Annotated in this window: 21 protein-coding genes and 1 riboswitch; of the genes, 20 read left to right on the forward strand and 1 reads right to left on the reverse strand. The window is 32.7% G+C overall.

Going from position 1 to position 26,285, the window contains the following annotated elements; genetic code table 11:
• Positions 1–82 precede the first annotated feature (82 nt).
• The 9 genes from EDD62_RS02540 to rny all read left to right on the forward strand — a co-directional run bounded on the left by EDD62_RS02540 (position 83) and on the right by rny (position 11,639).
• Positions 83–2,665, forward strand: a complete 2,583-nt coding sequence (locus tag EDD62_RS02540) for an FtsK/SpoIIIE family DNA translocase (RefSeq protein ID WP_123807410.1) — start codon at positions 83–85, stop codon at positions 2,663–2,665.
• 144 nt (positions 2,666–2,809) lie between these two features.
• Complete coding sequence (yfmF, locus tag EDD62_RS02545) at positions 2,810–4,096, forward strand: EF-P 5-aminopentanol modification-associated protein YfmF (protein WP_123807411.1); 1,287 nt, start codon at positions 2,810–2,812, stop codon at positions 4,094–4,096.
• 24 nt (positions 4,097–4,120) lie between these two features.
• Complete coding sequence (gene yfmH / locus EDD62_RS02550) at positions 4,121–5,431, forward strand: EF-P 5-aminopentanol modification-associated protein YfmH (RefSeq protein WP_123807412.1); 1,311 nt, start codon at positions 4,121–4,123, stop codon at positions 5,429–5,431.
• A complete protein-coding gene (locus EDD62_RS02555; protein WP_123807413.1) occupies positions 5,415–6,125 on the forward strand; it encodes an SDR family NAD(P)-dependent oxidoreductase in 711 nt (236 codons plus the stop codon). Before yfmH ends, EDD62_RS02555 begins: the two co-directional genes overlap by 17 nt.
• 54 nt (positions 6,126–6,179) lie before the next feature.
• Entirely contained in the window at positions 6,180–6,998 is an 819-nt protein-coding gene (locus EDD62_RS02560) for a DUF3388 domain-containing protein (RefSeq protein WP_077140365.1), read from the forward strand.
• A 111-nt stretch (positions 6,999–7,109) separates the two neighbouring features.
• Positions 7,110–8,030 (forward strand): helix-turn-helix domain-containing protein, encoded by a 921-nt coding sequence (locus EDD62_RS02565; protein ID WP_170152754.1) that lies wholly within the window; start codon positions 7,110–7,112, stop codon positions 8,028–8,030.
• A 15-nt stretch (positions 8,031–8,045) separates the two neighbouring features.
• On the forward strand, positions 8,046–8,627 hold the full coding sequence (gene pgsA / locus EDD62_RS02570; protein WP_123807415.1) for a CDP-diacylglycerol--glycerol-3-phosphate 3-phosphatidyltransferase: 582 nt from the start codon (positions 8,046–8,048) through the stop codon (positions 8,625–8,627).
• A 229-nt stretch (positions 8,628–8,856) separates the two neighbouring features.
• Complete coding sequence (gene recA, locus EDD62_RS02575) at positions 8,857–9,912, forward strand: recombinase RecA (protein ID WP_077140362.1); 1,056 nt, start codon at positions 8,857–8,859, stop codon at positions 9,910–9,912.
• A 167-nt stretch (positions 9,913–10,079) separates the two neighbouring features.
• Positions 10,080–11,639: a ribonuclease Y gene (gene rny / locus EDD62_RS02580; protein ID WP_077140361.1), complete on the forward strand. Its 1,560-nt coding sequence runs from the start codon at positions 10,080–10,082 to the stop codon at positions 11,637–11,639.
• Between the two features lie 67 nt (positions 11,640–11,706).
• Here rny and EDD62_RS02585 read toward each other — a convergent pair whose 3' ends face one another.
• A complete protein-coding gene (locus EDD62_RS02585) occupies positions 11,707–11,925 on the reverse strand; it encodes a hypothetical protein (protein WP_077140360.1) in 219 nt (72 codons plus the stop codon).
• A 123-nt stretch (positions 11,926–12,048) separates the two neighbouring features.
• Here EDD62_RS02585 and EDD62_RS02590 point away from each other — a divergent pair, with 123 nt between their 5' ends.
• The 11 genes from EDD62_RS02590 to mutL all read left to right on the forward strand — a co-directional run bounded on the left by EDD62_RS02590 (position 12,049) and on the right by mutL (position 26,274).
• On the forward strand, positions 12,049–12,831 hold the full coding sequence (locus EDD62_RS02590) for a TIGR00282 family metallophosphoesterase (protein ID WP_123807416.1): 783 nt from the start codon (positions 12,049–12,051) through the stop codon (positions 12,829–12,831).
• Between the two features lie 210 nt (positions 12,832–13,041).
• Positions 13,042–14,769, forward strand: coding sequence for a 2-oxoacid:acceptor oxidoreductase subunit alpha (locus tag EDD62_RS02595; RefSeq protein WP_123807417.1), 1,728 nt, complete (start codon positions 13,042–13,044; stop codon positions 14,767–14,769).
• On the forward strand, positions 14,769–15,635 hold the full coding sequence (locus EDD62_RS02600; protein ID WP_123807418.1) for a 2-oxoacid:ferredoxin oxidoreductase subunit beta: 867 nt from the start codon (positions 14,769–14,771) through the stop codon (positions 15,633–15,635). The genes EDD62_RS02595 and EDD62_RS02600 overlap by 1 nt, the downstream gene beginning before the upstream one ends.
• An 88-nt stretch (positions 15,636–15,723) precedes the next feature.
• Positions 15,724–16,023: a thiamine-binding protein gene (locus EDD62_RS02605; protein WP_123807419.1), complete on the forward strand. Its 300-nt coding sequence runs from the start codon at positions 15,724–15,726 to the stop codon at positions 16,021–16,023.
• 69 nt (positions 16,024–16,092) lie between these two features.
• A riboswitch (TPP riboswitch) is annotated at positions 16,093–16,203 on the forward strand.
• A gap of 98 nt (positions 16,204–16,301) precedes the next feature.
• Complete coding sequence (locus EDD62_RS02610) at positions 16,302–16,886, forward strand: ECF transporter S component (RefSeq protein WP_123807420.1); 585 nt, start codon at positions 16,302–16,304, stop codon at positions 16,884–16,886.
• A 13-nt stretch (positions 16,887–16,899) separates the two neighbouring features.
• On the forward strand, positions 16,900–18,309 hold the full coding sequence (locus tag EDD62_RS02615) for an ABC transporter ATP-binding protein (protein ID WP_123807421.1): 1,410 nt from the start codon (positions 16,900–16,902) through the stop codon (positions 18,307–18,309).
• Positions 18,302–19,093, forward strand: a complete 792-nt coding sequence (locus tag EDD62_RS02620; protein WP_123807422.1) for an energy-coupling factor transporter transmembrane component T family protein — start codon at positions 18,302–18,304, stop codon at positions 19,091–19,093. Before EDD62_RS02615 ends, EDD62_RS02620 begins: the two co-directional genes overlap by 8 nt.
• A gap of 76 nt (positions 19,094–19,169) precedes the next feature.
• Positions 19,170–20,705, forward strand: coding sequence for a tRNA (N6-isopentenyl adenosine(37)-C2)-methylthiotransferase MiaB (gene miaB, locus EDD62_RS02625; protein WP_077140352.1), 1,536 nt, complete (start codon positions 19,170–19,172; stop codon positions 20,703–20,705).
• On the forward strand, positions 20,705–21,124 hold the full coding sequence (locus tag EDD62_RS02630; RefSeq protein ID WP_123807423.1) for a YlbF/YmcA family competence regulator: 420 nt from the start codon (positions 20,705–20,707) through the stop codon (positions 21,122–21,124). Before miaB ends, EDD62_RS02630 begins: the two co-directional genes overlap by 1 nt.
• Before the next feature lie 275 nt (positions 21,125–21,399).
• Positions 21,400–24,045, forward strand: a complete 2,646-nt coding sequence (gene mutS, locus EDD62_RS02635; RefSeq protein WP_123807781.1) for a DNA mismatch repair protein MutS — start codon at positions 21,400–21,402, stop codon at positions 24,043–24,045.
• A 201-nt stretch (positions 24,046–24,246) separates the two neighbouring features.
• The gene (gene mutL / locus EDD62_RS02640) at positions 24,247–26,274 is read left to right on the forward strand and encodes a DNA mismatch repair endonuclease MutL (protein ID WP_170152755.1); all 2,028 of its coding nucleotides are present in this window, start codon (positions 24,247–24,249) and stop codon (positions 26,272–26,274) included.
• Positions 26,275–26,285 lie beyond the last annotated feature (11 nt).

A 26,285-nucleotide genomic window follows, 5' to 3' on the forward strand; every position in this document is an offset into this window, starting at 1 on the left:
TATATCTGTTTAAGCAATGTGATCAAATATTGAACGTTTATGTGTTGTATCATGAAAATGAATATGAAGAGGTGTCAAAGTGATGGCAACGAAAAGAAAATCAAAAAAAAATACGAGATCAAACATCAAAACAACATCAAGACACCAATCAAATGGGCCGTTATATAGTGTTTTTAGTTTTATTATCATTATTCTTTTAATTTTAGCTGTATTTCATTTAGGAATGATCGGAATGTATATTGATGCAGTGTTCAATTATTTATTTGGATTTGCACGTTTTTTCATTTATATATTAATATTATTAATATGCATTTATATTGGTAGTGTTCAAGCTTTACCGAAGTTAACTCGAAGAATGACAGGTTTTTTACTGCTGATACTCAGTGTCATGATTATGGCGCATTCCATTTTTTTAGCTCAGTCAAATCGTCAACTTCATTCATTGGATCATCTTAAAAGTGCTTATAGCCAATCATATTTATATTTTAATGGTGGAGGTTTAATCGGTGATATATTGACACGATTTTTGACAACATTAATTTCACCTGTAGGGACTATCATGATTGGTTTAATTGTATTATTTATTGCTGTAGTTTATATGATGAATAAACATTTAAGACATGTACTACATAAACTATTCTCGTCATTCAAAGACAATTCATCTAAAGGATTGAATCAGTCGAAGCAATTTATAGATCAAAGACGTGAACAAAAGCGACATCAAAATGAAATATTGATAGCAAATGAACAAGAGTCGGTTGAACATATTGATGGTAAGGATCATCATAATATGACAAACCATTCAAATCAAAATATCGACATTGAAGTGACGGGTACAACTGAAAGGCCATATTTAAAAGAGCAACCAAAAAAAGAACAAAGAAATAAAAGAAAAAGAAGTAAGTTATTCGCTCAAAACAACGGTAAAGAAGACGAACAACTTAAACATGACTCACAAAATAATTCACAACAACCATTACAAAATGAAGAGAATGACACAGTAGATCAAACCCAGCCATCAAATGAAATCAATATCTTTAGCCATACAGAAAATGATATTTCAAATCAATCTGATGATATAAATCAAATGAATCATGACAATGAGGGGGAGTATTACTCTAATAAAAAGGATATTGGTGAAAGTTATCATGAAGATTCTAATCATCAACAAGAGGATGAAGGCTATGATGAATCGCAAATGGAGAGCATGGATGAGGCATTAACTAATGAAAGTGAACGTGCACTTAAAAAATATAAATTACCACCAATGTCTTTATTAAGCACGAACAGTAGTACGTTCAATCATGATAAAGCAGCAATTAAAGAAAAAGGTCAATTATTAGAAAATACTTTAAAAAACTTTGGTGTCAATGCAAAAGTGACCCAAATTAAAATTGGACCGGCTGTAACCCAATATGAGGTTCAACCTGCTGTTGGGGTAAAAGTAAGTAAAATTGTTAATCTTCATAATGATATCGCATTAGCATTAGCAGCAAAAGACATTCGAATAGAAGCTCCAATTCCTGGTAAAAGTGCGATTGGAATCGAAGTTCCTAATGGAGAAGTATCAATGGTTACGCTTCGTGAAGTGTTGACTAAAGGGGGAGCTAATCATCCATTGGAAGTAGCGCTCGGTAAAGATATTTCTGGAATGCCGATTACTGCTAAATTGAACAAGATGCCTCACTTGCTCGTTGCAGGAGCGACGGGTAGTGGTAAATCAGTATGTATTAACGGTATTATTATCTCTATTTTGTTAAACGCACGTCCAGATGAAGTACGACTGATGATGATTGACCCTAAAATGGTAGAATTGAATATTTATAATGGAATTCCTCATTTATTAACACCAGTTGTGACGAATCCCCAAAAAGCGGCACAAGCATTACAAAAAATTGTGAGTGAAATGGAACGACGCTATGATTTATTCAGTCATTCTAATACACGTAACATAGAAGGTTATAATGATTATATTGAACGAATGAATGACGAATTAGATGAAAAAACACCAAAATTACCGTATATCGTTGTCATTGTTGATGAACTTGCTGATTTAATGATGGTTGCATCTAAAGAAGTTGAATCAAGTATTACACGCATTGCGCAGATGGCACGTGCAGCGGGAATTCACTTGATTATTGCAACTCAAAGACCTTCTGTCGATGTCATTACAGGGATTATTAAAGCGAACATCCCATCAAGAATAGCATTCAGTGTTTCGTCATCAACAGATTCAAGAACAATTATCGATAGTAATGGTGCAGACAAGTTGTTAGGTAAAGGAGATATGTTGTTCTTACCTTATGGTCAATCGAAACCGACTAGAATACAAGGTGCATTTCTTTCTGATAAAGAAGTTGACGATGTCGTTTCTTATATTACAAACCAAATGACAGCGAATTATATTGAAGAGATGAAACCTGCTGAAGTAAATGAGTCGGACAATTCATCGAGTGAGGATGATTTATATCCGGATGTTAAAACATTTGTCATAGAACAGAATAAAGCGAGTGCATCATTGATACAAAGGCAATTTAGAGTTGGTTATAATCGAGCAGCTCGATTAATTGACGATTTAGAGAATGATGGAATTATTGGTCCATCACAAGGTAGTAAGCCGAGAGTAGTCTATAGTCAAGAAGAAGATGATATGAATGATTATTAATCATGAGTAAAAATCTTCTTTTTAAGTAATTTATATTAAAATTTGATACAGTAAGATTATAATGATATACCACATAATGAATAAATCTATATTCAAAGTTTATAGATTCGTTTATTATGTGGTCATTTTTAAGAGGTGAAGACAATGTACTCAGTCAGTTCAATACATACAAAATCAATAGAACAAAGGTTAATTCATACATCGAAATTCAAGTCAAATGCCATTGTGATAAAATTAACATCGCCATTAGATGCTAAACGCATTATGAACCGTTCAATTATTTCTAGACTTATGATGAAATCTAATAGTGAATTTATCAATGAACAACAATTACTTGATCATTTAAGTGAATTATACGGTGCTCATTTATCTTCTTCGGTATCAAAACAAGGCGATTATCATGTCTTTACATTAGCATTGGAATTTATTAATGAGAAATTCATTCAATCTAATCAATTGATTGATGAAGCCGTTCAATTTATCATGCACCATCTATATTCACCTATCTATAAATCAGATAAGTTAACTTTAATTGAAAAAGCAAAACATCAAATAGAACAAGAAAAACTTTTGTTTAAAGACAAATTTATTAATATGAAAGATAATAGTGCTCAGATGAGCTTTCTTAAGTTAATAGAAGAAATGTATGCAGATGACTATCGTTATTTCTCACAAGGGAATGAGAATCTACTAAACGATGCTTCATTTGAATCAGTAATAGATGAGTATAGCAAAATGATTCAAAATGACCACATGACGATTTATATCGTCGGTGATGAATGTCACGAAATTAGTAAGCGATTAACACCACTCATAAAATATGAAGAAAATGATAGAGTTTCAATTCATGAACATCATAGAACGGCACAGTTCATAGAGGATCAAGATAAAGTGTTAACTGAATATAAAGAGGTTGAACAAGCAAAATTAAATATAGGATTCAAAACGGACCTACCCTATAATCCATCAACATATTATGATTTAATGGTGTTAAATTATATGTTAGGTGGTCATGCGAGCTCTTTATTATTTAGTGAGGTTCGTGAAAAAGAAAGTTTAGCGTATCAAATTCATTCACAAATCGACAATAAAAAAGGTGGTCTTTACATTGTAAGCGGTGTACCACATCATAAAGTTGATAAAGCAAATGAAGTGATATTTGAACAAATAGAAAAGCTTAAAAACAATCAATTTGATGATGAAATGCTTCGAATGGCTAAAGTTGGATTGTATAATAGTCGAGTAGAATCGTTAGACCGTATAAAATCTATCGTTATGCAAGACTATCAGCTTAAATTTATTAATCATTCAACAAATATATTTGATTGGATGCAAAAGATAAATAATGTAACGCGAGAAAACATCGTCAACGTTGCAAAATCTCTAACACATCAAAAAACATATATTATGACACGTCATACAGATCAATAAAAACATTGTTAAAAAGGAGCATATATGGAGAATCAACTGACTAAGAAAACATATGATAAATATGATGAAGAGCTTATTGAATCAATATTGCCAAATGGTTTAAAAGTAATCTTTTCAAAAAAGAAAGGCTTCCAAAAAAAATATGCAACGATCACAACACCGTTTGGATCAACCGATCATCAATATTATGATCTTAATCTGAATGAGTTGATTACATTACCGCTAGGTGTTGCTCATTTTCTAGAGCACAAAATGTTTGAGAAAAAAGAAGGAGATATCTTTAAAAAGTTTTCAGAACTTGGTGCGAATGCAAATGCATTTACTTCATTTGATCGAACGAGCTATCTCTTTAGTTGTGTAGACCATTTTGAAGAGAATTTGAAGTTACTTATAGATCTTGTTCAAGAACCATATTTCACACAAGATTCGATACAAAAAGAAATTGGTATCATTGCTGAAGAAATTAAAATGTATCAAGATAGTCCTAATCATAAACATTTCTTTCAAACTTTAAATGCGCTTTATCCAAGCCATCCAATTAAAGATGATATCGCAGGGACGATTGAATCAATTCAAAAAATTAATCAAAAAATATTGTATGATATTCACAAATATTTTTATCATCCATCACAAATGGTGTTAACGATTGTAGGTGACGTAGACATCCACAAAACAATCGATGTATTAAATAAACATATAAAGCAGTTACCTATAATTGAAGACCTTATTGAAAAAACAATCATACCACATGAAATAGCAATTCAATCTCAATACGTAGAACAATATGCGCCGATCACTCAACCAAAGATTATGCTCGCTTTGAAGTTAGACCCATATCGTTTATCAACGGTCGACAAGTATAAACGTGAAATGGCGATGATGCTTGCTCTTGAGATGATATTCAGTGAACGGAGTGATTTTTATATTGAAAACCTTGAACAACATGTGATTGATGAATCATTTAAATATGGATTTATTGAAGAAAAAACATTCACTTATATGATGATATCAGCACGTACTAAGAATCTCGATTTATTTAAATCAAACGTTTACGAGACGATTGAAAAATTTTATCACAACGATGAGTTGTTCGAAGAAAAAATATTTACCAAATTAAAAAAAGAACTCATTGGTGATTTTATTATAGGGCTAAATAGTCTTGAGTATATTGCAGACCAACTAACGAAACATTCCTTTGAGCAATTGGAATTTTATGAATTACTTGATGTGATTAATGAGCTTTCATTGAAATACATTGTAGATACATTTAAAGAGGTCATAGATGAAGGGCAATTTATAGAAAGTGTGTTGTTACCGAATGAGTCAAAAAAGTAGAGTCATTATTGGTGGTACTAGTCATATCGGTTTTTCTATTGTGAATCAATTAAAGTCTGATCAGAAGGCCAATACCTTTGTTTCATATCGTAACCAAGACAAATTTAATGAATTCTATGAGCATCATGATTTAACAGGCATTTATATCGATTTCAATGAACCGTTTCGAATGAATACGTTCGATCAAATGGAGCAAATAAATGAAGTGATTATATGCTATGGTGAAGAATGGTTTGAATTATTTCATGAGTGCAATGGTAAAGCAATTGAACAGTATATCAATGCTTACATTACACAATTTACAATTATGCTTACAGAATTTACACGAAGAATGATTCAACAAAAGTCAGGCAAAATCATATTAATTGGTTCTATCTTTGGTGAAGTGCCTGCAAGTTATGAAGCAATATATAGTAGTGTAAAGGCATATCAACATCAATTGATTAAGTCATTAGCGAAAGAGCTAGCACCGTCTAATGTTCAATGCTCAATTATTGCACCGGGTGTTGTAACGGGTGGTATGACGGACCGTTTAGATCGTGAAACGATTGATGTACTTAAAAGTGATATTCCTACCGGACAATTTGTGACGGCGGAAACAATTGCTGAATGGGTTGAATTTTTATTAAATCAATTAGATTTAAGTCATACGGGTCAAGTGATTTCATTAAATGGTGGTTGGCATATCCAGTAGTATTATATAATAGAGGTTGAACACTATATTTCTAAAGATGTTGAGGTGTAGTAAATGATAAACATATATAGCGAACGGAATGATGAATGGTACTTAGAATATGAGCTCATAATTAACCGTGTTGGTTTATTAGGAGATATTTCATCGCTACTGGGAACACTTGGAATTACCATTAATACTATTAATGGGATAGATGACTCTAATCGTGGACTTCTCATTAGAACAGATTCAATTAACAAGATTAAGCGATTTGAACGAATTGCCAAACATATTGATGATATTGAAATTACTAAGATGAGAAGACCTGAGTTAAGAGATCGACTTGCTGTTAGACATGGAAAATATATTCATCGTGACTTTGGCAAACATAATCTATTTAAGTTTGAACGAACTGAACTTGGTATTTTAGTTGATTTCTTTGCAGAGTTATTTAAAGAACCAGGACATAAATTAATCGGTGTAAGAGGAATGCCTAGAGTTGGAAAGACAGAATCTATTGTAGCAGGCAGTGTATGTGCCAATAAGAAATGGTTATTTTTATCAAGTACGTTAATTAAACAAACGGTTAGAAACTCTTTATTAAAAGCTGAATATAACGATGAAAATATTTATATTATTGACGGTGCAGTCACTGCTAAAACAAAAGATCAAAAGCATATCGACTTAGTCCATCAGGTAATGGAAAGAAATGCAGTAAAAGTGATAGAACACCCTGACTTATTTGTTCAAAAAACTCAGTATAAAATGGAAGACTTTGATTATATTGTTGAAATTAGAGCACATAAAGATGATCAAATTACATATGAAAAATTAAATATTGAACAACATCATTGGCTTAGTAATGATGATGATATGTTTGGTTTTAATTTTTGATAGATAAGATAATGTTACACTAACATATAAGATTCAATCATTGATTGAATTTTTTGTGTGTCTTATTGTAAATGACAAACCGATAGAAATAAACGACTAGGAATGATATCTATGAAAAAAATTGGGCAAAAACTCAAAGCAAAAAGAGAATCACTTGGTATTACTTTACTTGATTTGCAGAATAAAACGAATATTAGTCGTGAGACAATTACTTATATTGAACAAAATGAATTTAACAAAATTAAAAACAATCATTATTTGAATACAATGATTAAACGTTATGCAAAACATGTTCATTTAGATGGTGAAAAACTACTTCAAGATCATAAACATGAGCTACCCAAAGCTAAAAATATTGTCAATGAAACAGAAGTATTTGAGCAGACATCAAATCGTGAGCAAAGTAAGCAATACTCGAAATTTTTAAAATTTATAATAGGGCTAGTAGCATTATTATTAACTATTTTTTTACTATATGTCATTAGTTTCTCTATTTTTTCACCGACTAAAGATGAAGTATTCAATAACCAGACGGTTAATGATCAATATAAAGATGTGGCGATTGATATAAAAGATAAAAAATCCGAGGAACTATCTAAAACTAAATCGAAAGAAACTAATGATCAATCTAAAATTAATGAAAATGAATCAAATTCTAAAGCGGAGAATGATAAGAAAAATAAAGAAAACAAAGAAGATGATGAAAAACAAGAAAAAGATGTAGCTATTGCATTTCAAACATTCGATGGGAATCAGATTCATTATGACGTTGAAGCTGAAGAGGCACTGACGTTAGATATCCAGTCAGAAATATCAAACTGGGTTCAAGTCATTGATGAAAATAATAAGACGCACTTTCAAGGTGAAATTACTTCGAAAAAAATTGAATTACCTAAGTCAGTCAAGACTGTAACGTTTATCTCTGGTAATTCGTCGAATATGGTATTAAAACTGAATGGACAGGAAGTCAAAGAGCCATCCGAAGCGAGTAGTCTCATTACTAGACGTTATATATTTAATGTTAAAAAATGATAGAGGAGAAAAAAGATGAATATACCTAATCAGCTGACCGTTTTAAGAGTAATATTAATACCGTTATTTATCGTATTTGCATTAGCAAACTTTGGGTTCGGACAAATAGAAGTGTTATTTGGACAATCTATCCGTATCGAACAATTTATCGCAACATTGATCTTTATCTTTGCTTCTATTACTGATTTTATCGATGGTTACTTAGCAAGGAAGTGGAACCTTGTAACAAATATGGGGAAATTTCTAGATCCACTCGCAGATAAATTGTTAGTCGCATCAGGACTTATTGTATTGGTTGACTTAGAACTTATTCCTTCTTGGATTGCGATCGTTATTATTGCAAGAGAATTTGCTGTAACAGGTCTAAGATTATTGTTAATAGAACAGGGAGAAGTCAGTTCAGCAGGTAACCTTGGTAAATGGAAAACAACATTCCAGATGGTGAGTATGATCCTCATTTTATTTGGAGAACCGTTGTTTCAATTGATTCATATTCCTATTGGATCTATTTTAATGTATGTTGCATTATTCTTTACAATTTTGTCTGGTGCTGAATATTTCTACAATGCAAAACATATATTTTCGAACAGTAAATAGTTTAAATTGTATATTTTGCTTAATAAATTTTTGATTTAGATTACTTTTAGATCAAAATTTCAAATATAGCAAACATAAGTTCGTGTTTACACTTGATAAACACGAACAAATGATTTATAGTAGGATTATAGAGAAACACATGCAATATGAAAAAAACTACAGTTTTTATGTAACGATTTAAACAATAGGCTTTGAATTAGCAATTTGAGACAAAATTGGAGGCGCAATTATGGATAAGGATAGACAAAAAGCGATAGATACAGTCATTAAAAACATGGAAAAATCATTCGGTAAAGGAGCGGTGATGAAACTTGGCGATAATGCTAATCGAAAAGTTTCATCTACTTCAAGTGGCTCGATTACACTAGATAATGTGTTAGGTGTTGGTGGTTATCCTAAAGGTCGAATTATTGAAATTTATGGACCAGAAAGTTCTGGTAAAACAACTGTAGCACTTCATGCAATTGCAGAAGTTCAAAAAAATGGTGGACTTGCAGCATTTATCGATGCTGAACATGCATTAGATCCTGATTACGCTGAAAAATTAGGTGTAGATATTGATAATTTATATTTATCACAACCCGACCATGGTGAGCAAGGGTTAGAAATTGCAGAAGCGTTTGTACGAAGTGGTGCTGTTGATATCGTTGTTGTCGATTCTGTCGCAGCATTAACGCCTAAAGCTGAAATTGAAGGTGAAATGGGAGATACACATGTTGGTTTACAAGCTAGACTAATGTCTCAAGCATTACGTAAGTTATCAGGTGCAATCTCAAAGAGTAATACGACAGCAATCTTTATTAATCAAATTCGTGAAAAAGTTGGAATCATGTTTGGTAATCCAGAAACAACACCAGGTGGGCGTGCACTGAAGTTCTATAGTTCAGTACGTCTAGAAGTACGTCGTGCAGAGCAATTAAAACAAGGTAATGACATTGTTGGGAATAGAACCAAAATTAAAGTTGTAAAAAACAAAGTAGCACCGCCATTTAGAGTGGCAGAAGTGGACATTATGTATGGTGAAGGTATTTCTAGAGAAGGTGAAATTATAGATTTAGGTGTCGAGGCAGAAGTCATTCAAAAAAGTGGTGCATGGTACTCGTATAATGGAGAGCGATTAGGCCAAGGTAAAGAAAATGTTAAATCCCATTTCAAAGATCATCCAGAACTTGCGAATGAGATTGATCATAAGATTAGAGAAAGTTTAGGTATTAATGAAAATAAATTAGACAAAGAAGAAGCGTTAGAGGAAGATATTAACTTATTTGAAGATAATGAATCTTAAGATTTTATCTGTATAAAAAAAGCCATCAATGTTTAACATTGATGGCTTTATTTGTCACTTTATAAATTGTCAGTCTTGATTTTATAAATAAAGAAGATTACAATTAAATCATATGATTTTATAATCATAGAACAATGGCTAGATAAAGCAATAAGGGAGGTGTTTTGATGGATCCATTAAGCATTATCCTAATTTTGCTCGGAGTAATTCTAGGTGTTGTTGCGGGATATATAATTGCAAAACAAATGATTCATAAACAATTGCAACAATCTCGTCAATCTGCTGAACATATCATTGATGATGCAGAAAAAGAAGCGGATCGATTGTATAAAGAGAAATTACTTGAAGCGAAAGAAAAAAACCAACAGTTAAAGGATGACTTTGATGAAGAGGTTAAATCTCGTCGTCAAGAATTTCAAAAACAAGAAACTCGCTTGCTTCAAAAAGAAGATAATCTAGATCGCCGTAGTGAAACACTTGATAAAAAAGATGAACTACTTGAATCTAAAGAAGCTAAAATTGAAGAAAAACAACAACTCGTAGATGCAAATGAAAGCAAAATTCAGGCATTGATTGATGAACAACAAAATGAATTTGCTCGCATCTCAGGTTTAACTCAACAAGAGGCAAGGGAAGAAGTTATTGCTAAAGTTGAACAAGAACTCACTGAAGATTTCCAGGTTATGTTGAATGAAAAGAAACAAGAATTTCAATATAAATCAGATGTGATGGCACAAGAACTCATTGCAACTGCAGCACAACGCTATGCAGCAGAATATACTTCTGAATCAACAGTATCGGTCGTTAATTTACCTTCTGATGATATGAAAGGTCGTATTATAGGACGTGAAGGCCGTAATATTAGAACGTTTGAAACATTAACAGGAGTAGATTTGATTATTGATGATACACCTGAAGCTGTTATTCTTTCTGGTTTTGATCCAATGAGAAGAGAAATTGCAAGAACGGCTTTGAACAATTTGGTTGAGGATGGTCGGATACATCCTGGCCGTATTGAAGAGATGGTTGATAAAGCAAGAAGTGATGTTGATAAAATGGTTCGTGAAGCAGGTGAACAAGCAACCTTCGAACTCGGCATTCATAATATGCATCCTGAATTGACGAAAATACTTGGGCGAATGAAATATAGAACGAGTTATGGTCAAAATGTGTTAAAACATTCAATCGAAGTTGGTCATATAGCAGGAATGTTAGCCACTGAATTGAACTTAGATGCAGCGATTGCGAAACGTGCAGGTTTGTTACACGATATCGGAAAAGCAATAGATCATGAAGTTGAAGGAAGTCACGTTGAGATTGGAGTTCAAGTGGCTAAACGTTATAATGAACATGATATCGTCATTAATGCAATTCATTCTCATCATGGTGACGTTGAACCAACGTCTACAATCAGTATTTTAGTTGCAGCAGCAGATGCATTAAGTGCGGCTAGACCAGGTGCAAGAAGAGAAACATTGGAAAATTACGTGAAGAGATTAGAATCATTGGAGAATATTTCAAATAGTTATGATGGAGTAGAGAAAACTTATGCAATACAAGCGGGCCGAGAAATTCGTGTCATGGTTTCACCACACGACATTGATGATCGAGCTGCCCATCGTTTAGCACGTGATATAAAAAATCAAATCGAAAATGAATTACAATATCCTGGACAAATTAAAGTGACTGTTGTTCGTGAGTTAAGAGCAATTGAGCATGCGAAATAATACAAAGAAAAGAACTCAAACAATTATGTTTGAGTTCTTTTTTCGTTTGTTATATACAATTTTTAAATTATGAATGTAAGTTCATTTCATCATCTCGTGTTGCGCGTAATGCGTTTGACGTTTCTTCTTCATCTCTTGCATGACGTGCGTACTTTTCTGCAACTTTATACGCAGTCAAATATAGTTCTAAAGCATCTTTTGCTTTATCTTCTAATGATTCTTTATCACTAGGATTAGCTTGTACGGCTAACTCTGCAAAATGTTTTGGATCAATTGAAATTGACATCATGTCACTCCTATATAATAATTAAAATTTTAACTTGATTGTTAAATACCCCAATATATTACGGTCAAACATTTTTAAATTCATGTTATGATGAATAGGAAAATGCAAATAGGAGATTACAATATGAGAATTTTATTTATCGGAGATATTGTCGGACAACTTGGACGTAAAATATTAACATCTAAAATTAGCCAATTAAAGCAACAATATCAACCAAACTTGATTATAGTGAATGGAGAAAATGCTGCACACGGTAGAGGTATCACTGAAAAAATTTATAAAGAAATGATGTCTATGGGTGTACATTGTGTGACACTCGGGAATCATGCGTATGGACAACGTGAACTTTATGAATTTATTGATGGTTCAAATATTGTTAGACCAGTCAATTATCCTGATAACAACCCTGGACAAGGGTATAAAATTATTAATTTTAATGGTCAACAATTAGCAATCGTCAACTTAGAAGGTCGTGCGCTAATGAATAATAATATAAATTGTCCATTTATGACGATGGATCACTTGCTTGAAAATGAATTGAAAAATTCATCTCATATCTTTGTAGATTTTCATGCAGAAACGACAAGTGAGAAAATTGCGATGTCTCGTTATTTATCATCACGTGTGTCCGCTGTTGTTGGAACACATACACATGTTCAAACAAATGATGCAAAAATTTTATCTAATCACACAGCTTATATGACAGATGTAGGTATGACGGGTTTTCGTGATGGTGTAATTGGTGTTGAAGATGAAGGAATTATTTATCGTTTCACAACAAATATGCCTACAAAGCATATATATCCAACTGAAGGTTACGCAGAAATCAATGGTGTATTTGTTGAACTTGATTCAAAAGGAAGCGCAATAAAGATAGAAACAATTCATGAAGAAGAGAAGTTTTAATCTATTTTAATCAAATGTGAAGAAATGAATTAAATGATACGTCACTATTTCATTTAAAGTCATAGTCGTAATGTACATTTTAAATAATAATTTTTGTTATTGAATAATCACAAATCTAACGGATAAGACTTTTGAATGAAATCGTGAAGATCGTTAAATAAAAGGTATCAAATTTGTTAAAATAGAGATGAATTATTAGGAGGAGATTAAATGCATAAACAAATATCTTGGAAAGTCGGTGGACAACAAGGTGAAGGAATTGAATCAACAGGTGAAATTTTTTCTACCGCGTTAAATCGTGAAGGATATTATATATACACATATAGACATTTCTCAAGTCGAATCAAAGGGGGACATACGAACAATAAAATCCGTATGAGTATTGACCCGATTTATTCTATTAGTGATGATCTAGATATATTGGTAGCATTTGACCAAGAAACAATTGATGTAAATTATGATGAGCTACATGAAAATGGTGTAATTTTAGCGGATGCAAAGTTCAATCCTGAGAAACCATCAAATTTTAAAGGGACAATGTATGTTCTTCCATTTACACACATTGCGAAAGAATTAGGTACGAGCTTAATGAAAAATATGGTTGCTGTTGGAGCAACAGCTTGTTTAATGCAATTACCAATGCCTGGTTTCGAAAATTTAGTCGTTGAAACATTCAAATCCAAAGGAGAAAAAGTCGTTGATTTGAACAAACAAGCACTTATATTAGGATATGAAGCACTTGATGAAGTCATCGATCGTAATGATTTAATGTCTTTAGAGAAACCAAATAAAGATGAACGTTTATTTATGATTGGTAATGACGCAATGAGTTTAGGTGCACTATCATCAGGTGCAAGATTTATGTCTGCTTATCCGATTACACCAGCATCTGAAATAATGGAGTTTATGATTGATAAGTTGCCACAATTAAACGGAACAGTCATTCAAACAGAAGATGAAATTGCTGCAGCAACGATGGCTATTGGTGCTAATTATGCGGGTGTTAGAGCATTTACAGCATCTGCAGGTCCTGGTTTATCGTTAATGATGGAGTCTATTGGATTATCAGGAATGACTGAAACACCTTTAGTCATATTCAACACACAGCGTGGAGGTCCGTCGACTGGATTGCCAACGAAACAAGAACAATCAGATTTGAATCAGATGATTTATGGTACCCATGGTGATATTCCGAAAATTGTCATCTCACCAATACACGCTGAAGATGCATTTTATCTAGCTGGAGAAGCATTTAATTTAGCTGAACAATATCAATGTCCGGTTATTGTATTAAGTGATCTACAATTATCGCTTGGTAAACAAACAGTTCATAAATTAGATCAATCAAAAATTAAAATTAACAGAGGGCAACTGACGACAGAAGTTGATGAAGAGACGACACACTTTAAACGTTATAATGTTACGGATCATGGGATATCGAATCGCGTTATCCCTGGTGTGAAAGGTGGTATTCATCATGTAACGGGTGTAGAGCATAATGAATACGGAAAGCCAAGTGAAGCAAGTGATAATCGTAATGAACAGATGAATAAAAGGATGCGTAAATTAGATTCATTTGAATTGAGTGAACCGTTCCATGTTAATATTGATCATAATGAAGCTGAGATTTTAGTGATTGGTTTTATTTCGACGTACGGTGCAATTGATGAAGCAATCAGTAGAGTTGATGCAAAAGTGAATCATATTCAAATACGACAGCTATACCCATTACCTGTAGATCAATTGATGCGTTATGTCGCAAAGGCTCAAAAAGTCCTTATTGTTGAACATAACTATAGAGGACAATTGACTCAATTGGTAAAATCCGAAACAAATATTCATGACAAACTGGAGACATTAACGAAGTATGATGGAAAACCATTTAAACCAAAAGAAATCGAAGAGAAGATTAATGAAATGTTAGGACGTGTTAAGTAATGGCAACATTTAAAGATTTCAGAAATGACGTAAAGCCGAATTGGTGCCCTGGATGTGGAGATTTTAGTGTACAAGCCGCAATCCAAAAAGCGTGCGCCAATATTGGGTTAGAACCACATGAACTCGCAGTCATTACAGGAATAGGGTGTTCTGGAAGACTAAGTGGCTATATTAATTCATATGGATTCCATTCGATTCATGGACGAGCTCTTCCACTTGCTCAAGGTGTTAAAATGGCAAATAATGATTTGACCGTTGTCGCAAGCGGAGGAGATGGTGATGGATTCGCAATTGGTATGGGTCATACAATCCACGCATTGAAAAGAAATATTGATATTACGTATATCGTAATGGACAATCAAATTTACGGTTTAACTAAAGGGCAAACGTCACCAAGTAGTGCACACGGTTTTGTGACAAAGTCTACGCCTAAAGGTTCAATTGAGCCAAGTATCTCTCCATTACAACTTGCGATATCATCAGGTGCAACATTTGTTGCACAATCTGTATCTTCAGATATTAAAGAATTAACAAGTATTATCGAACAAGGGATGAATCATAAAGGATTTTCATTTATTAATGTATTTTCACCATGTGTAACATATAATAAAGTGAATACGTATGACTGGTTTAAAGAACATTTAACACATGTTAATGATATCGAATCATTTGATTATAAAGATAAATCTAAAGCAATGAATGCAATCATAGAACATGATGGACTGGTTAAAGGATTAATCTATCACAACAGTGAAGCAAAAAGTTATGCAGAACAAATTGATGGTTATTTGGATGAGTCGTTAGCAAAGAGAGATTTACAGTTAGATTCTGCTACATTTGATGATTTGATGAAAGAGTATATTTAATGATGTTGAATATTTATACCACAATAATTAATAACGATTATCATATCATTAATTACTAATGTGTTTTAAAGGAGGAAAGGTAAATACTATGAATGTAATGATGAGTATACAAATCATTCCGAAACCTAATGATCATGAAGATGTCATTGAATATGTAGATGAGGCAATCCGCATCATTGATGAGAGTGGATTAAATTATCGTGTTGGGCCATTAGAGACGACAATTGAAGGAACAATGTCACAATGCTTATCATTAATCGATAAGATGCATTCTAAAATGCAAGATATGGGATCAAAAAGTACGATGAGTCAAATTAAAATATATCAATCCGAGGCGCATCAAAGGATTACTGATTTAACCCATCAATATGATGAAAAAAATGGATAAAATGTCGAGTTAATTAATGATTTACTATTGATTTATTTATTGAGTTTAGTATTATTAATATAACAATTAAATAAGCACTAGGGGTGTATTATATTTATATAATACTGAGACGGTTGAATTCGGACCCTTTGAACCTGATCAAGAATAGACGCTTGCGTAGGGAAGTGACAATTATGTTAACGTATCGATATGATCATCAATATGTCCACTTCCTATGTCTATAGGGAGTGTTTTTTATTTGTTTAAAATATTATTTTATTTTTAAGGAGGATGTACAAATGAGTACAGAGTCGAAAGGTTTAAAGTTATCAGATATTTTAATTACAGTATTTATTGCGGTCATCTTCGCAATTATTTACAAAGTATGGTGGGGGTTTTATGGCATTGCTGAAGCAACGGGATTGAGAATTGAGCAATTAACATATGGTATGTGGTTTATTGCGGCAATTATTGCTTATTTACTTATCAAAAAACCTGGTGTTGCCTTACTCGCTGAATTTGCAGCAGGTGCAGGTGAAACAATCGTGATGGGTCAATTTCATATTCCTACTTTGATTTATGCATTCTTACAAGGATTAGCGTGTGAGCTTGTATTTATGTTATATCGCTATAATAGACATACTTTGTTCGTCAGTATGTTAGCCGGGGTAGCGGCTGCCATTGCATCATTTCCAATTGATTGGTACTACGGATATTTAAGTGAAGTTCAATTATGGAATGTAATTTTAATGTTAGTATTCAGAATCATTAGTGGTGCGATTTTAGCAGGTGGTCTAGCATATGTGATTGTAAAAGCTTTAGAGAAAACGGGCGTGACGAAATTATTAAGACCGAGTCAAAAAGAGGATTACGACGCATTATAATTAGGTGGTAAATATGGTCATATCTATAAAAAATTTAAGACTAAAGTTTTCAGGTGTAGAGAAAAAATTATTTGATGGATTAAATATTGATGTACATCAAGGAGAAAAAGTGTTAATGCTTGGACCGAGTGGATCCGGTAAGACGACATTATTACAAGTGATGAGTGGTATTATTCCTAGAAGTATTGATATCGCGCATAAAGCAGATGAATTAGTTATTGATGATTATGCATCGGTTGTATTTCAAAATCCAGATAGTCAATTTTGTATGCCAACGGTTGGAGAGGAACTCGCATTTATATTAGAAAATCGCTGTATACCTACAGAACAAATGGTATCAAAAATAGAAGATGTACTTCAAACGGTTCGTCTTGATGTGTCGTTAGATAAGTCAGTCGAAAATTTATCAGGAGGGATGAAGCAACGTCTTGCGATTGCTTCATCTTTATTACAGCAAGCTAATACTTGGTTTTTAGATGAGCCAACGTCGATGTTAGATCCAAATGCAACGAATCATTTGTGGGATGTAATTCAAGATATATGGCAAGATAAGACGGTTATTATCGTCGAACATAAAGTCGAACAAGTCTGGAATTATGTCGATCGTGTCATATTAATGAATTATGATGGAGAAGTGATTGCATCGAATACACCGAATCAAATTCTACTTCAATTTGAGGAGCAGCTTGAATCATTTGGTGTATGGTATCCAGGTGCGTGGAATAATCGTCCTGAAAAAATACAAAAAGCTCATAACCCTACTGACACGAAAGGAATACTATATGGTCACGATCTTATCGCTAAACGAGGAGATAAAACGTTATGGCAGTGTGATCGATTCGAATTTCACTCAGGTCAGTGGATTACATTAGAAGGAGATAATGGTACTGGAAAGTCAACTTTTTTTGAGATGTTAATGCAATTAATTCCATACGATGGAGATATTTATTACGATGACGAACAATTGCAATCGATTAAAATGGCAGCTCAGTCAATTTATTATGTTTATCAAAATCCAGAACTTCAATTTGTAATGAATACTGTATTTGAAGAGTTATACATTAATACATACAATGGTCAAAAAGAACAAGCAACAAAGCAGACAGAAGATATGCTAAAGTTATTAAAGTTAGATCATGTGAAGACATTACATCCTTATGAATTATCTGTCGGACAGAAAAGACGACTCAGTGTAGCAACAGCAATACTAAGTCGTGCTGACGTATTATTGCTTGATGAACCAACCTTTGGATTAGACTCACATAATACATTTGAACTGATTAAATTAATTCAACAATTAAAAAATGAAGGAAAATTAATTATTACCATTACACATGATGAACAAATTTTAGAAATGTATAGTGATGTTCGATGGATCATTAAAGATGGTCAATTAGCTCAAAGAGGTGATCACAATGATTGAGTCGTGGATTAATCGCTATAGTTTTTTGCAAGATGTAAATCCTGTGACGAAAATTATTAGTGCAATCATTATATTTTTTGTCCTATTGTTTATTCATAATTTTGATATGATGGTATATTTGACGTTGTTAATGTTCGTTTATTTAATCATCTTTAGTGGCATTAAATTAAAGCCACTCTTCATTGTCTTAACTATCGTTACAGTGTTATCGATGACATCAAGCTTATTTATGCTATTTTATGGAGAAGGTGAACGTACTTTATTCAAATTTTATTTCATTCACATCACATGGGAAAGCTTAACTAGGAGTAGTCATCTTTTCATGAGATCATTTGTTGTCACACTATATGGTATGGCGATTGCATTTACGACACGAATTGTGATGATATTTTACAGTCTAATGATTAACTTAAAGTTGAAACCGAAATATGCCTATGGCTTTATGGCTGCAATACGAATGGTTCCAATATTTATTGATGAAGCAATCAGATTACGTAAAGCACTCAAAATGAGATATCAAGTGATTGATAAAAAATTTTATAACGGACTTAATAGAGTGAATCATTACTTAATCCCATTGCTAAGTCAATCGATTCGAAAAGCACACCGATTAGCTGTAGCAATGGAAACAAAGGGTTTCACAAATGGTAAAAGAACATATTATTATCATCCTAAATTTTCTAAATTTGATGTATTGTACATCATTTTAACCATTGTAATATTTATTATTGCAATGGTCCTTGGAGATCATTTTCCGATATTTAATATTAATGACGTGAGATAAAATAAAATAACTTTGATAATCCTCTCAAAAACCTTTATAATAAGTTAATATATAGGTTTAGAGAGGATTTTTTAAAGTGAATGAAGAACAAAGAAAGCAGCAGCAACAAACTAAAACTAAGCCAAACTTAGAAAAAGATTATAGTAAATATTTCGAACACGTATTCGAGCCACCTAATTTAAAAGATGCTAGAAAACGTGGTAAAGAAGATGTTCAATATCATAAAGATTTTAAAATTGATGAACGATTCCAAGGAATGGGTAAAGGACGTAAATTTTACATTAGAACGTACGGTTGTCAAATGAACGCGCATGACACAGAAGTGATGGCAGGGATTTTCCAAAGTTTAGGATATGAAGCAACGACTTCAGTTGATGATGCAGACGTCATTTTATTAAATACGTGTGCAATTCGTGAAAATGCTGAGAATAAAGTCTTTGGTGAAATAGGAAATTTGAAACATATCAAACAAGCACGCCCTGACTGTTTGATCGGCGTATGTGGTTGTATGTCTCAAGAAGAAGCGGTAGTGAATAAAATATTAAAGTCATATCACAATGTAGATATGATTTTTGGGACTCATAATATACATCGTTTGCCTGAGATATTAGAAGAAGCTTATATGTCGAAAGCGATGGTTGTTGAAGTTTGGTCTAAAGAAGGTGATGTGATAGAGAACCTTCCAAAAGTCCGCGATGGTAAAATTAAAGCGTGGGTAAATATTATGTATGGTTGCGATAAATTCTGTACGTATTGTATCGTGCCGTTTACTCGAGGGAAAGAACGATCAAGAATGCCTAAAGATATCATTGATGAAGTTAGAGATCTTGCAAGGCAAGGGTATCAAGAAATTTGTTTATTAGGTCAAAACGTCAATTCATACGGTAAAGATTTAGGGTTGGATTATGATTTAGGTGACTTAATGAGAGATGTTTCAAAGATTGATATTCCTAGAGTTAGATTTACGACAAGTCATCCTTGGGACTTTACGGATAATTTAATTGAAGTCCTCGCAACTGGAGGAAATTTAGTCGAGCATATCCACTTGCCTGTGCAATCAGGTAACAATGAAGTGTTAAAAATCATGGGACGTAAATATACTAGAGAAAGTTATTTAGAACTCGTTCGAAAAATTAAACAACAAATTCCTGATGTTGCATTAACCACTGATATTATTGTCGGCTACCCAAATGAAACAGAAGAACAGTTCCAAGAAACCTTATCATTGTACGAAGAAGTTGGATTTGAACATGCGTATACTTACATTTATTCGCCACGCCCAGGAACACCAGCTGCAAAGATGGATGATAATGTATCGAAAGAAGTTAAGTCGGATCGATTGCAACGATTAAACAAACTCGTCACAGAATATAGTGAGAGAGCATTAAGTCAATACGTCGGTGAGACGGTTGAAGTTTTATGCGAAGGAACAAGTAAGAAACGTGATGATGTACTTAGTGGTTACACTAGAAAGAATAAATTGGTTAATTTCATCGGTAGTGAAGAATTAATAGGTCAACGTGTGATGGTAGAAATTACAGAAGCGATGAATTATTCTTTAAATGGTAAGTTTGTATCGATAGTAGAACAGCGTGAAGGAGTAGAAGTTTAATGTATACAAGAGATGATATAAGAGAACAAGCAATTAAATTAGGACAAATGATTTCAGAAACTGAAGAGGTCGAGCAATTTAAGAAATGTGAAGCGAAAATTCATGAAAATCAAAATGTACGTGAAAAAATGGCAGGACTAAAAAGTTTACAAAAGCAAGCTGTAAACTTTCAGGCATATGGTAAAGAAAAAGCGTTGAAGTTGACTGAAGAAAAATTAGCAAATATTGAAAAAGAACTTGATGAAATTCCAATTGTTGATGAGTTTAAAGCATCACAAACAGAAGTGAGTGAAATAATGCAAATGGTGTCTCATGCAATCAGTCAAACAGTAACAGATGAAATTATTAAATCAACAGGTGGAGATGTTCAATACGGTATTACTGGCGCTGCAGTAGAACATTCATCAAATCATAAATAATGTTATGATTTATGAATTATCATCATTGAAGTAAATAAATTTTAATATCGATAAAGGATGAGTATATACTCATCCTTTTATTTATTCTTGATATAATTCTAATTATATTTCTTGTCTATCTAATGGTTCATAACTTTTTGTTATGTTACATTGATTTATTTATTAATTGAAGTGATATATTTTGTTGTACATAAAGGATAGATTTTGAAAGAGAAATAATATAAGAAATTATGATAAAATACTATAATAAAGAAGAGTTAAAGGGATTGAATACAATGACTGAACAAACACCGATGATGAAACAATATTTATCTATAAAGTCTGAGTATGAAGATTGTCTATTGTTTTTTAGATTAGGTGATTTTTATGAAATGTTCTTTGACGATGCAAAGATTGCTAGCAAAGAGTTAGAAATTACCCTGACCGCACGTGATGCGAAAAAGGAAAATCCTATTCCAATGTGCGGAGTGCCTCATCATAGTGCAAATGGCTATATTAAAACGTTGTTAGATCGTGGGTATAAAATTGCGATATGTGAACAAATGGAAGATGCCAAAGCGGTCAAAGGGATGGTTCGAAGAGAAGTTGTGAAAGTACTTACACCAGGGACTGCAATGGATGACTATGCGATTGATAATGATGAACATCATTATGTCCTATGCATCGATATGGTTAAAGAATACTATACTTTAGCATACGTAGACGTTACAACTGGTGATTGTTACTTCACTCAGTTTGATCAAAATAATCAAACACTAATTTCTGAAGTGATGATGATTAATCCGAAAGAAATTGTTGTGAGTGATTCCACGTTACAATTAATACCCGAAATGCTTAAAGGACAATACATCATACAAATACATCATCAATTAAACCCGTTAGACGACATTGTACAATTTGAAATATCAGATTTATTAAAACAGCAATCAGTCGTTCAAAAACTATTCAATTATATTTATTCACATCAACGTCATAGTTTAACGCATATTAAAGAGATTGAAGAATATTCGTTATCTAAATACATGCAAATGGATAGTAGTGTTGTCATGAATCTAGAGCTGCATGAAAGTATTTCTACTAAGAAGAAAAAAGGTAGTTTATTTCATTTAATGGATTATACGATGACACCAATGGGCAGAAGATTATTGAAAAAATGGATAGATAAGCCATTAATTAGTCAAAACGATATTGAGAAGCGACAAATGAAAGTACATCAGTTCATCGAACAATTTATCGAACGAGATGAACTGAGAGAAATGCTAACTGGAATTTATGATATTGATCGTCTAGCATCGCGTATCGCGTTTAATAACGCGAATCCAAAAGATATTAAACAATTAGAGCAATCATTATTAAATGTTCAGAATTGTTTGACATGGATGTTAGAACATTTCAATATATCATTTAATGTTGATATTGAATCGACTCTACAAAGATTAACCGATGTATTCAACCTTATTGACGGTGCAATCGTTGATAATCCACCGAATCAGTATACAGAAGGAAAGCTATTTAATGTTGGATATGATGAGTCGTTAGATGAATTAAGGGATATATCAATGAATGCTGAAGATTGGTTATTGAATTATCAACAACAGCAACGAAATGATACGGGAATTAAATCACTTAAAGTGAATTATAATAAAGTATTTGGTTATTATATTGAAATATCGAAAGCTCAACTTCATTCATTCGATGAATCTCATTTCGGTTATCAGAGAAGACAAACGTTGACAAATGCTGAGCGATTTATAACGGATGAATTGAAAGAAAAAGAACAACAGATTGAATCTGCTAAAGAGAAAAGTCATCAATTAGAATATGAGTTGTTTATAGAGCTTAGATCAACACTCAATGAACATATCCAATCATTACAACAAATCGCTCTATTAATGAGTGAAATTGATGTATTACAAAGCATGGCTGAACTCGCATCTCAACACCATTATGTGAGACCAACATTTAGCAAAGATAAAACATTGACTTTAAGGAATGCACGACATCCGATTGTTGAAGCGGTCATGAATGTTGAAGATTATGTACCGAATGATTGCAATATGAATGATCAAGACTATATCGCACTCTTAACCGGACCAAATATGAGTGGTAAAAGCACTTATATGCGCCAAGTTGGGATTATTAGTATTATGGCTCAAATGGGGTCATATGTACCCGCTGACGAAGCGGTACTTCCTATATTTGATAAAATATTCACTCGAATCGGTGCGAGTGATGATCTCGCTGGTGGTAAAAGTACATTTATGGTTGAAATGATGGAAGCAAGTGTTGCGTTAACAGAAGCAACTGAAAATAGTTTAATTATATTTGATGAGATAGGTCGAGGGACATCAACGTATGATGGCATGGCACTTGCCAAAAGTATGCTTGAATACATTGCAAAACATATCCATGCAAAGACATTTTTCTCAACACATTATCATGAACTAACAGAACTGGAGGAATCGTTAAAACCATTATTTAATATCCACGTGACTGCAAAACAACAAAATGGTCATTTATTCTTTCTTCATAAAGTGATGCCAGGAGCTGTAAAGAAAAGTTATGGCATTGAAGTGGCCAAATTAGCTGAGCTTCCTAATGAAGTCATACAACGTGCGACTACGATTTTGAGTGAATTGGAATCACAACAGAGTACAAACATTCAGGAAGCATCGCAACGTCAAGATGGCACGTCGATTGAATTACGAACAGGAGGTCAATCTAAAGTTGAAAAGCATGTCTCGGAGAAAGTAGATGAGGAACAATTATCTTTTAGTACATTATTTGATACAGAACAAGTAGACATGACGAAAGCAAATAAGATTATTGATATGATTGAACAATTTAATCTCATTGAAAAAACACCATTAGAAGCAATGAACTTCATTCAATCCTTAAAGTCATCTTTAAAAGAAGAGTGATTTTATTGGTTTATTATAATTATGAATTCATACAATATACAGAATATAATTTTAAAATTAATCAGTATGAATCAAACAAATTTTAATTAAAATATATTCATCAGAGTATATCAGTAGAAATATAAAAATTAAACTACAATAATAAACACGACTAGTAAATAGGATTAAAAATGATTAAAAATGAAAGGAGGTATTTATTCGATGAATAGAATACATGTATTAAAACACTCACTCGCTGATAAAATAGCAGCAGGAGAAGTGGTTGAAAGACCAAGTAGTGTAGTGAAAGAACTCGTTGAAAACTCAATCGATGCGAATGCTTCTATGATTACAATTGAGATAGAAGAAGCAGGACTAAAGCGAATTAGAATCGTGGATAATGGCCATGGAATATATAAAGATGATATGAAATTAGCATTTAATCGTCATGCAACGAGTAAATTAAAAGAAGATCGTGATTTATTCCATATTAGGACATTAGGATTTCGTGGTGAGGCATTAGCGAGTATTGCATCTGTTGCTGAGGTGTCTATTAGTTCTTCAGTAGACGGCATTGAAGGATATCAATATGAACCGAATCAATCGGATGAGATAACCCCTAGTATTGCACGACAAGGAACTGATATCTCTGTAAGTCATTTGTTTTACAACACACCTGCTAGATTGAAATATATTAAGTCATTACAAACGGAACAAGCGAAGATTACTAATATCATCCAACGCATGATGTTAGCCCATCCAGAAATAGCTTTTAAATTAAAAGTAGATGGTAAAGTGTCCATACAGTCAACAGGACGAGGGTCAATGACAGAAGTAATTAAATCTGTTTATTCAACACAAATTGCGAAAGATAGCTTGGTCATCGATGGACATACTCAAGATTATGATCTAACAGGTCTTATTGTTAGACCACATCACTTTAGAAGTTCAAATCATTATATATCCATCTTTATTAATGGAAGGTATATTAAAAATTATAAATTAAACAAAGCGATACTAGAAGGATATAAAACATTGTTACCTATAGGTAAATTCCCTATTGTCGTATTACATTTAACAATGGATCCTCAAATTATAGATGTTAATGTGCATCCAACAAAAGAAGAAGTTAGATTATCAAAAGAGAATGAATTGTTTGAATTAATACGTGATACGATTCAACAAAAGATGCAATCGATACAACTAATTCCATCGAAAGTCTCTTCAAAAAAACGAAATATAGAGGATGATGGATTAGTTAAAAATGGGGAAAATCTTCAAAACAATTCGCAACTAAAGCAGAAACATGAACAAATTGATTGGTTACGCTCTGATCAAAGTATGACATCAAGTTCGGTGCAATCACCATTGTCTATTAAAAATAAACAAAAGAAAGATGACCAACTTAATTTAGAAAATAATTTTAATAAAAGATATGAATTAAACAAAAATTCTAATGAAGATGAAAATACTCATATTAAAGATGATTTACATGAATACAATAAAAATATTAATCATGAAAATAACCAGTCAGAACAATTTAATGAATTAGAGCAATTAAAACCCTCAAACGAATCATACCAATCAAGTGATTCAAATGAATCAAACAAATCAAGCAATTCAAAGGAAGCAAATTATGAATATGAGCAAACAGTAGAATCAAATCGATTACCTTACTTAGAAATTATAGGTCAAGCACATGGAACTTATATTATGATGCAAAATGATGAAGGACTTTATTTAATGGACCAACATGCAGCACAAGAGAGAATTAATTATGAAAAATATTATGAACAATTTGGTCAGAAATTAATAGAGTCACAATTATTGATGATTCCAATCAAAATTGAGAGAACACGTGAAGATGTGTCGTTTGTTATGGAACATATTGAGTTATTTGAAAATATAGGATTGAAATTTGAAATGTTTAGTGACACATCACTTATATTGAATGAATGGCCAACAATGTACCATAAGGTAGAACCTACAGAAGCGGCTCATGCTATGATTGATTTGATGATTGAAAAAGAAGTATTGACGATTCAAGATATTATGGAAGAAGCGGCAATTATGATGAGTTGTAAGATGGCGATTAAAGCGAATGAGCAGTTGAATTTTGCTCAAATGAATGCACTATTAAATGCTTTAAGAGAAACGTCGATGCCATACACGTGTCCACATGGAAGACCGATTATTATTAAATGGTCAGTGTCTGAACTGGAAAAGCTGTTTAATAGAATACAGCAATAAATTTATAAAGT

This window comes from Abyssicoccus albus (assembly GCF_003815035.1).
GTDB lineage: Bacteria > Bacillota > Bacilli > Staphylococcales > Abyssicoccaceae > Abyssicoccus > Abyssicoccus albus.

What these genes read in the sequence shown, in the direction of transcription:
- EDD62_RS02585 (WP_077140360.1), bottom strand. Translation starts at nt 11,925, where the DNA reads ATGTCAATTTCAATTGATCCAAAACATTTTGCAGAGTTAGCCGTACAA.
- mutL (WP_170152755.1), top strand. Translation starts at nt 24,247, where the DNA reads ATGAATAGAATACATGTATTAAAACACTCACTCGCTGATAAAATAGCA.
- EDD62_RS02555 (WP_123807413.1), top strand. Translation starts at nt 5,415, where the DNA reads ATGAGTCAAAAAAGTAGAGTCATTATTGGTGGTACTAGTCATATCGGT.
- EDD62_RS02620 (WP_123807422.1), top strand. Translation starts at nt 18,302, where the DNA reads ATGATTGAGTCGTGGATTAATCGCTATAGTTTTTTGCAAGATGTAAAT.
- EDD62_RS02590 (WP_123807416.1), top strand. Translation starts at nt 12,049, where the DNA reads ATGAGAATTTTATTTATCGGAGATATTGTCGGACAACTTGGACGTAAA.
- EDD62_RS02565 (WP_170152754.1), top strand. Translation starts at nt 7,110, where the DNA reads ATGAAAAAAATTGGGCAAAAACTCAAAGCAAAAAGAGAATCACTTGGT.
- rny (WP_077140361.1), top strand. Translation starts at nt 10,080, where the DNA reads ATGGATCCATTAAGCATTATCCTAATTTTGCTCGGAGTAATTCTAGGT.
- yfmF (WP_123807411.1), top strand. Translation starts at nt 2,810, where the DNA reads ATGTACTCAGTCAGTTCAATACATACAAAATCAATAGAACAAAGGTTA.
- pgsA (WP_123807415.1), top strand. Translation starts at nt 8,046, where the DNA reads ATGAATATACCTAATCAGCTGACCGTTTTAAGAGTAATATTAATACCG.
- EDD62_RS02630 (WP_123807423.1), top strand. Translation starts at nt 20,705, where the DNA reads ATGTATACAAGAGATGATATAAGAGAACAAGCAATTAAATTAGGACAA.
- EDD62_RS02610 (WP_123807420.1), top strand. Translation starts at nt 16,302, where the DNA reads ATGAGTACAGAGTCGAAAGGTTTAAAGTTATCAGATATTTTAATTACA.
- EDD62_RS02595 (WP_123807417.1), top strand. Translation starts at nt 13,042, where the DNA reads ATGCATAAACAAATATCTTGGAAAGTCGGTGGACAACAAGGTGAAGGA.
- EDD62_RS02600 (WP_123807418.1), top strand. Translation starts at nt 14,769, where the DNA reads ATGGCAACATTTAAAGATTTCAGAAATGACGTAAAGCCGAATTGGTGC.
- EDD62_RS02605 (WP_123807419.1), top strand. Translation starts at nt 15,724, where the DNA reads ATGAATGTAATGATGAGTATACAAATCATTCCGAAACCTAATGATCAT.
- EDD62_RS02615 (WP_123807421.1), top strand. Translation starts at nt 16,900, where the DNA reads ATGGTCATATCTATAAAAAATTTAAGACTAAAGTTTTCAGGTGTAGAG.
- EDD62_RS02540 (WP_123807410.1), top strand. Translation starts at nt 83, where the DNA reads ATGGCAACGAAAAGAAAATCAAAAAAAAATACGAGATCAAACATCAAA.
- mutS (WP_123807781.1), top strand. Translation starts at nt 21,400, where the DNA reads ATGACTGAACAAACACCGATGATGAAACAATATTTATCTATAAAGTCT.
- yfmH (WP_123807412.1), top strand. Translation starts at nt 4,121, where the DNA reads ATGGAGAATCAACTGACTAAGAAAACATATGATAAATATGATGAAGAG.
- EDD62_RS02560 (WP_077140365.1), top strand. Translation starts at nt 6,180, where the DNA reads ATGATAAACATATATAGCGAACGGAATGATGAATGGTACTTAGAATAT.
- recA (WP_077140362.1), top strand. Translation starts at nt 8,857, where the DNA reads ATGGATAAGGATAGACAAAAAGCGATAGATACAGTCATTAAAAACATG.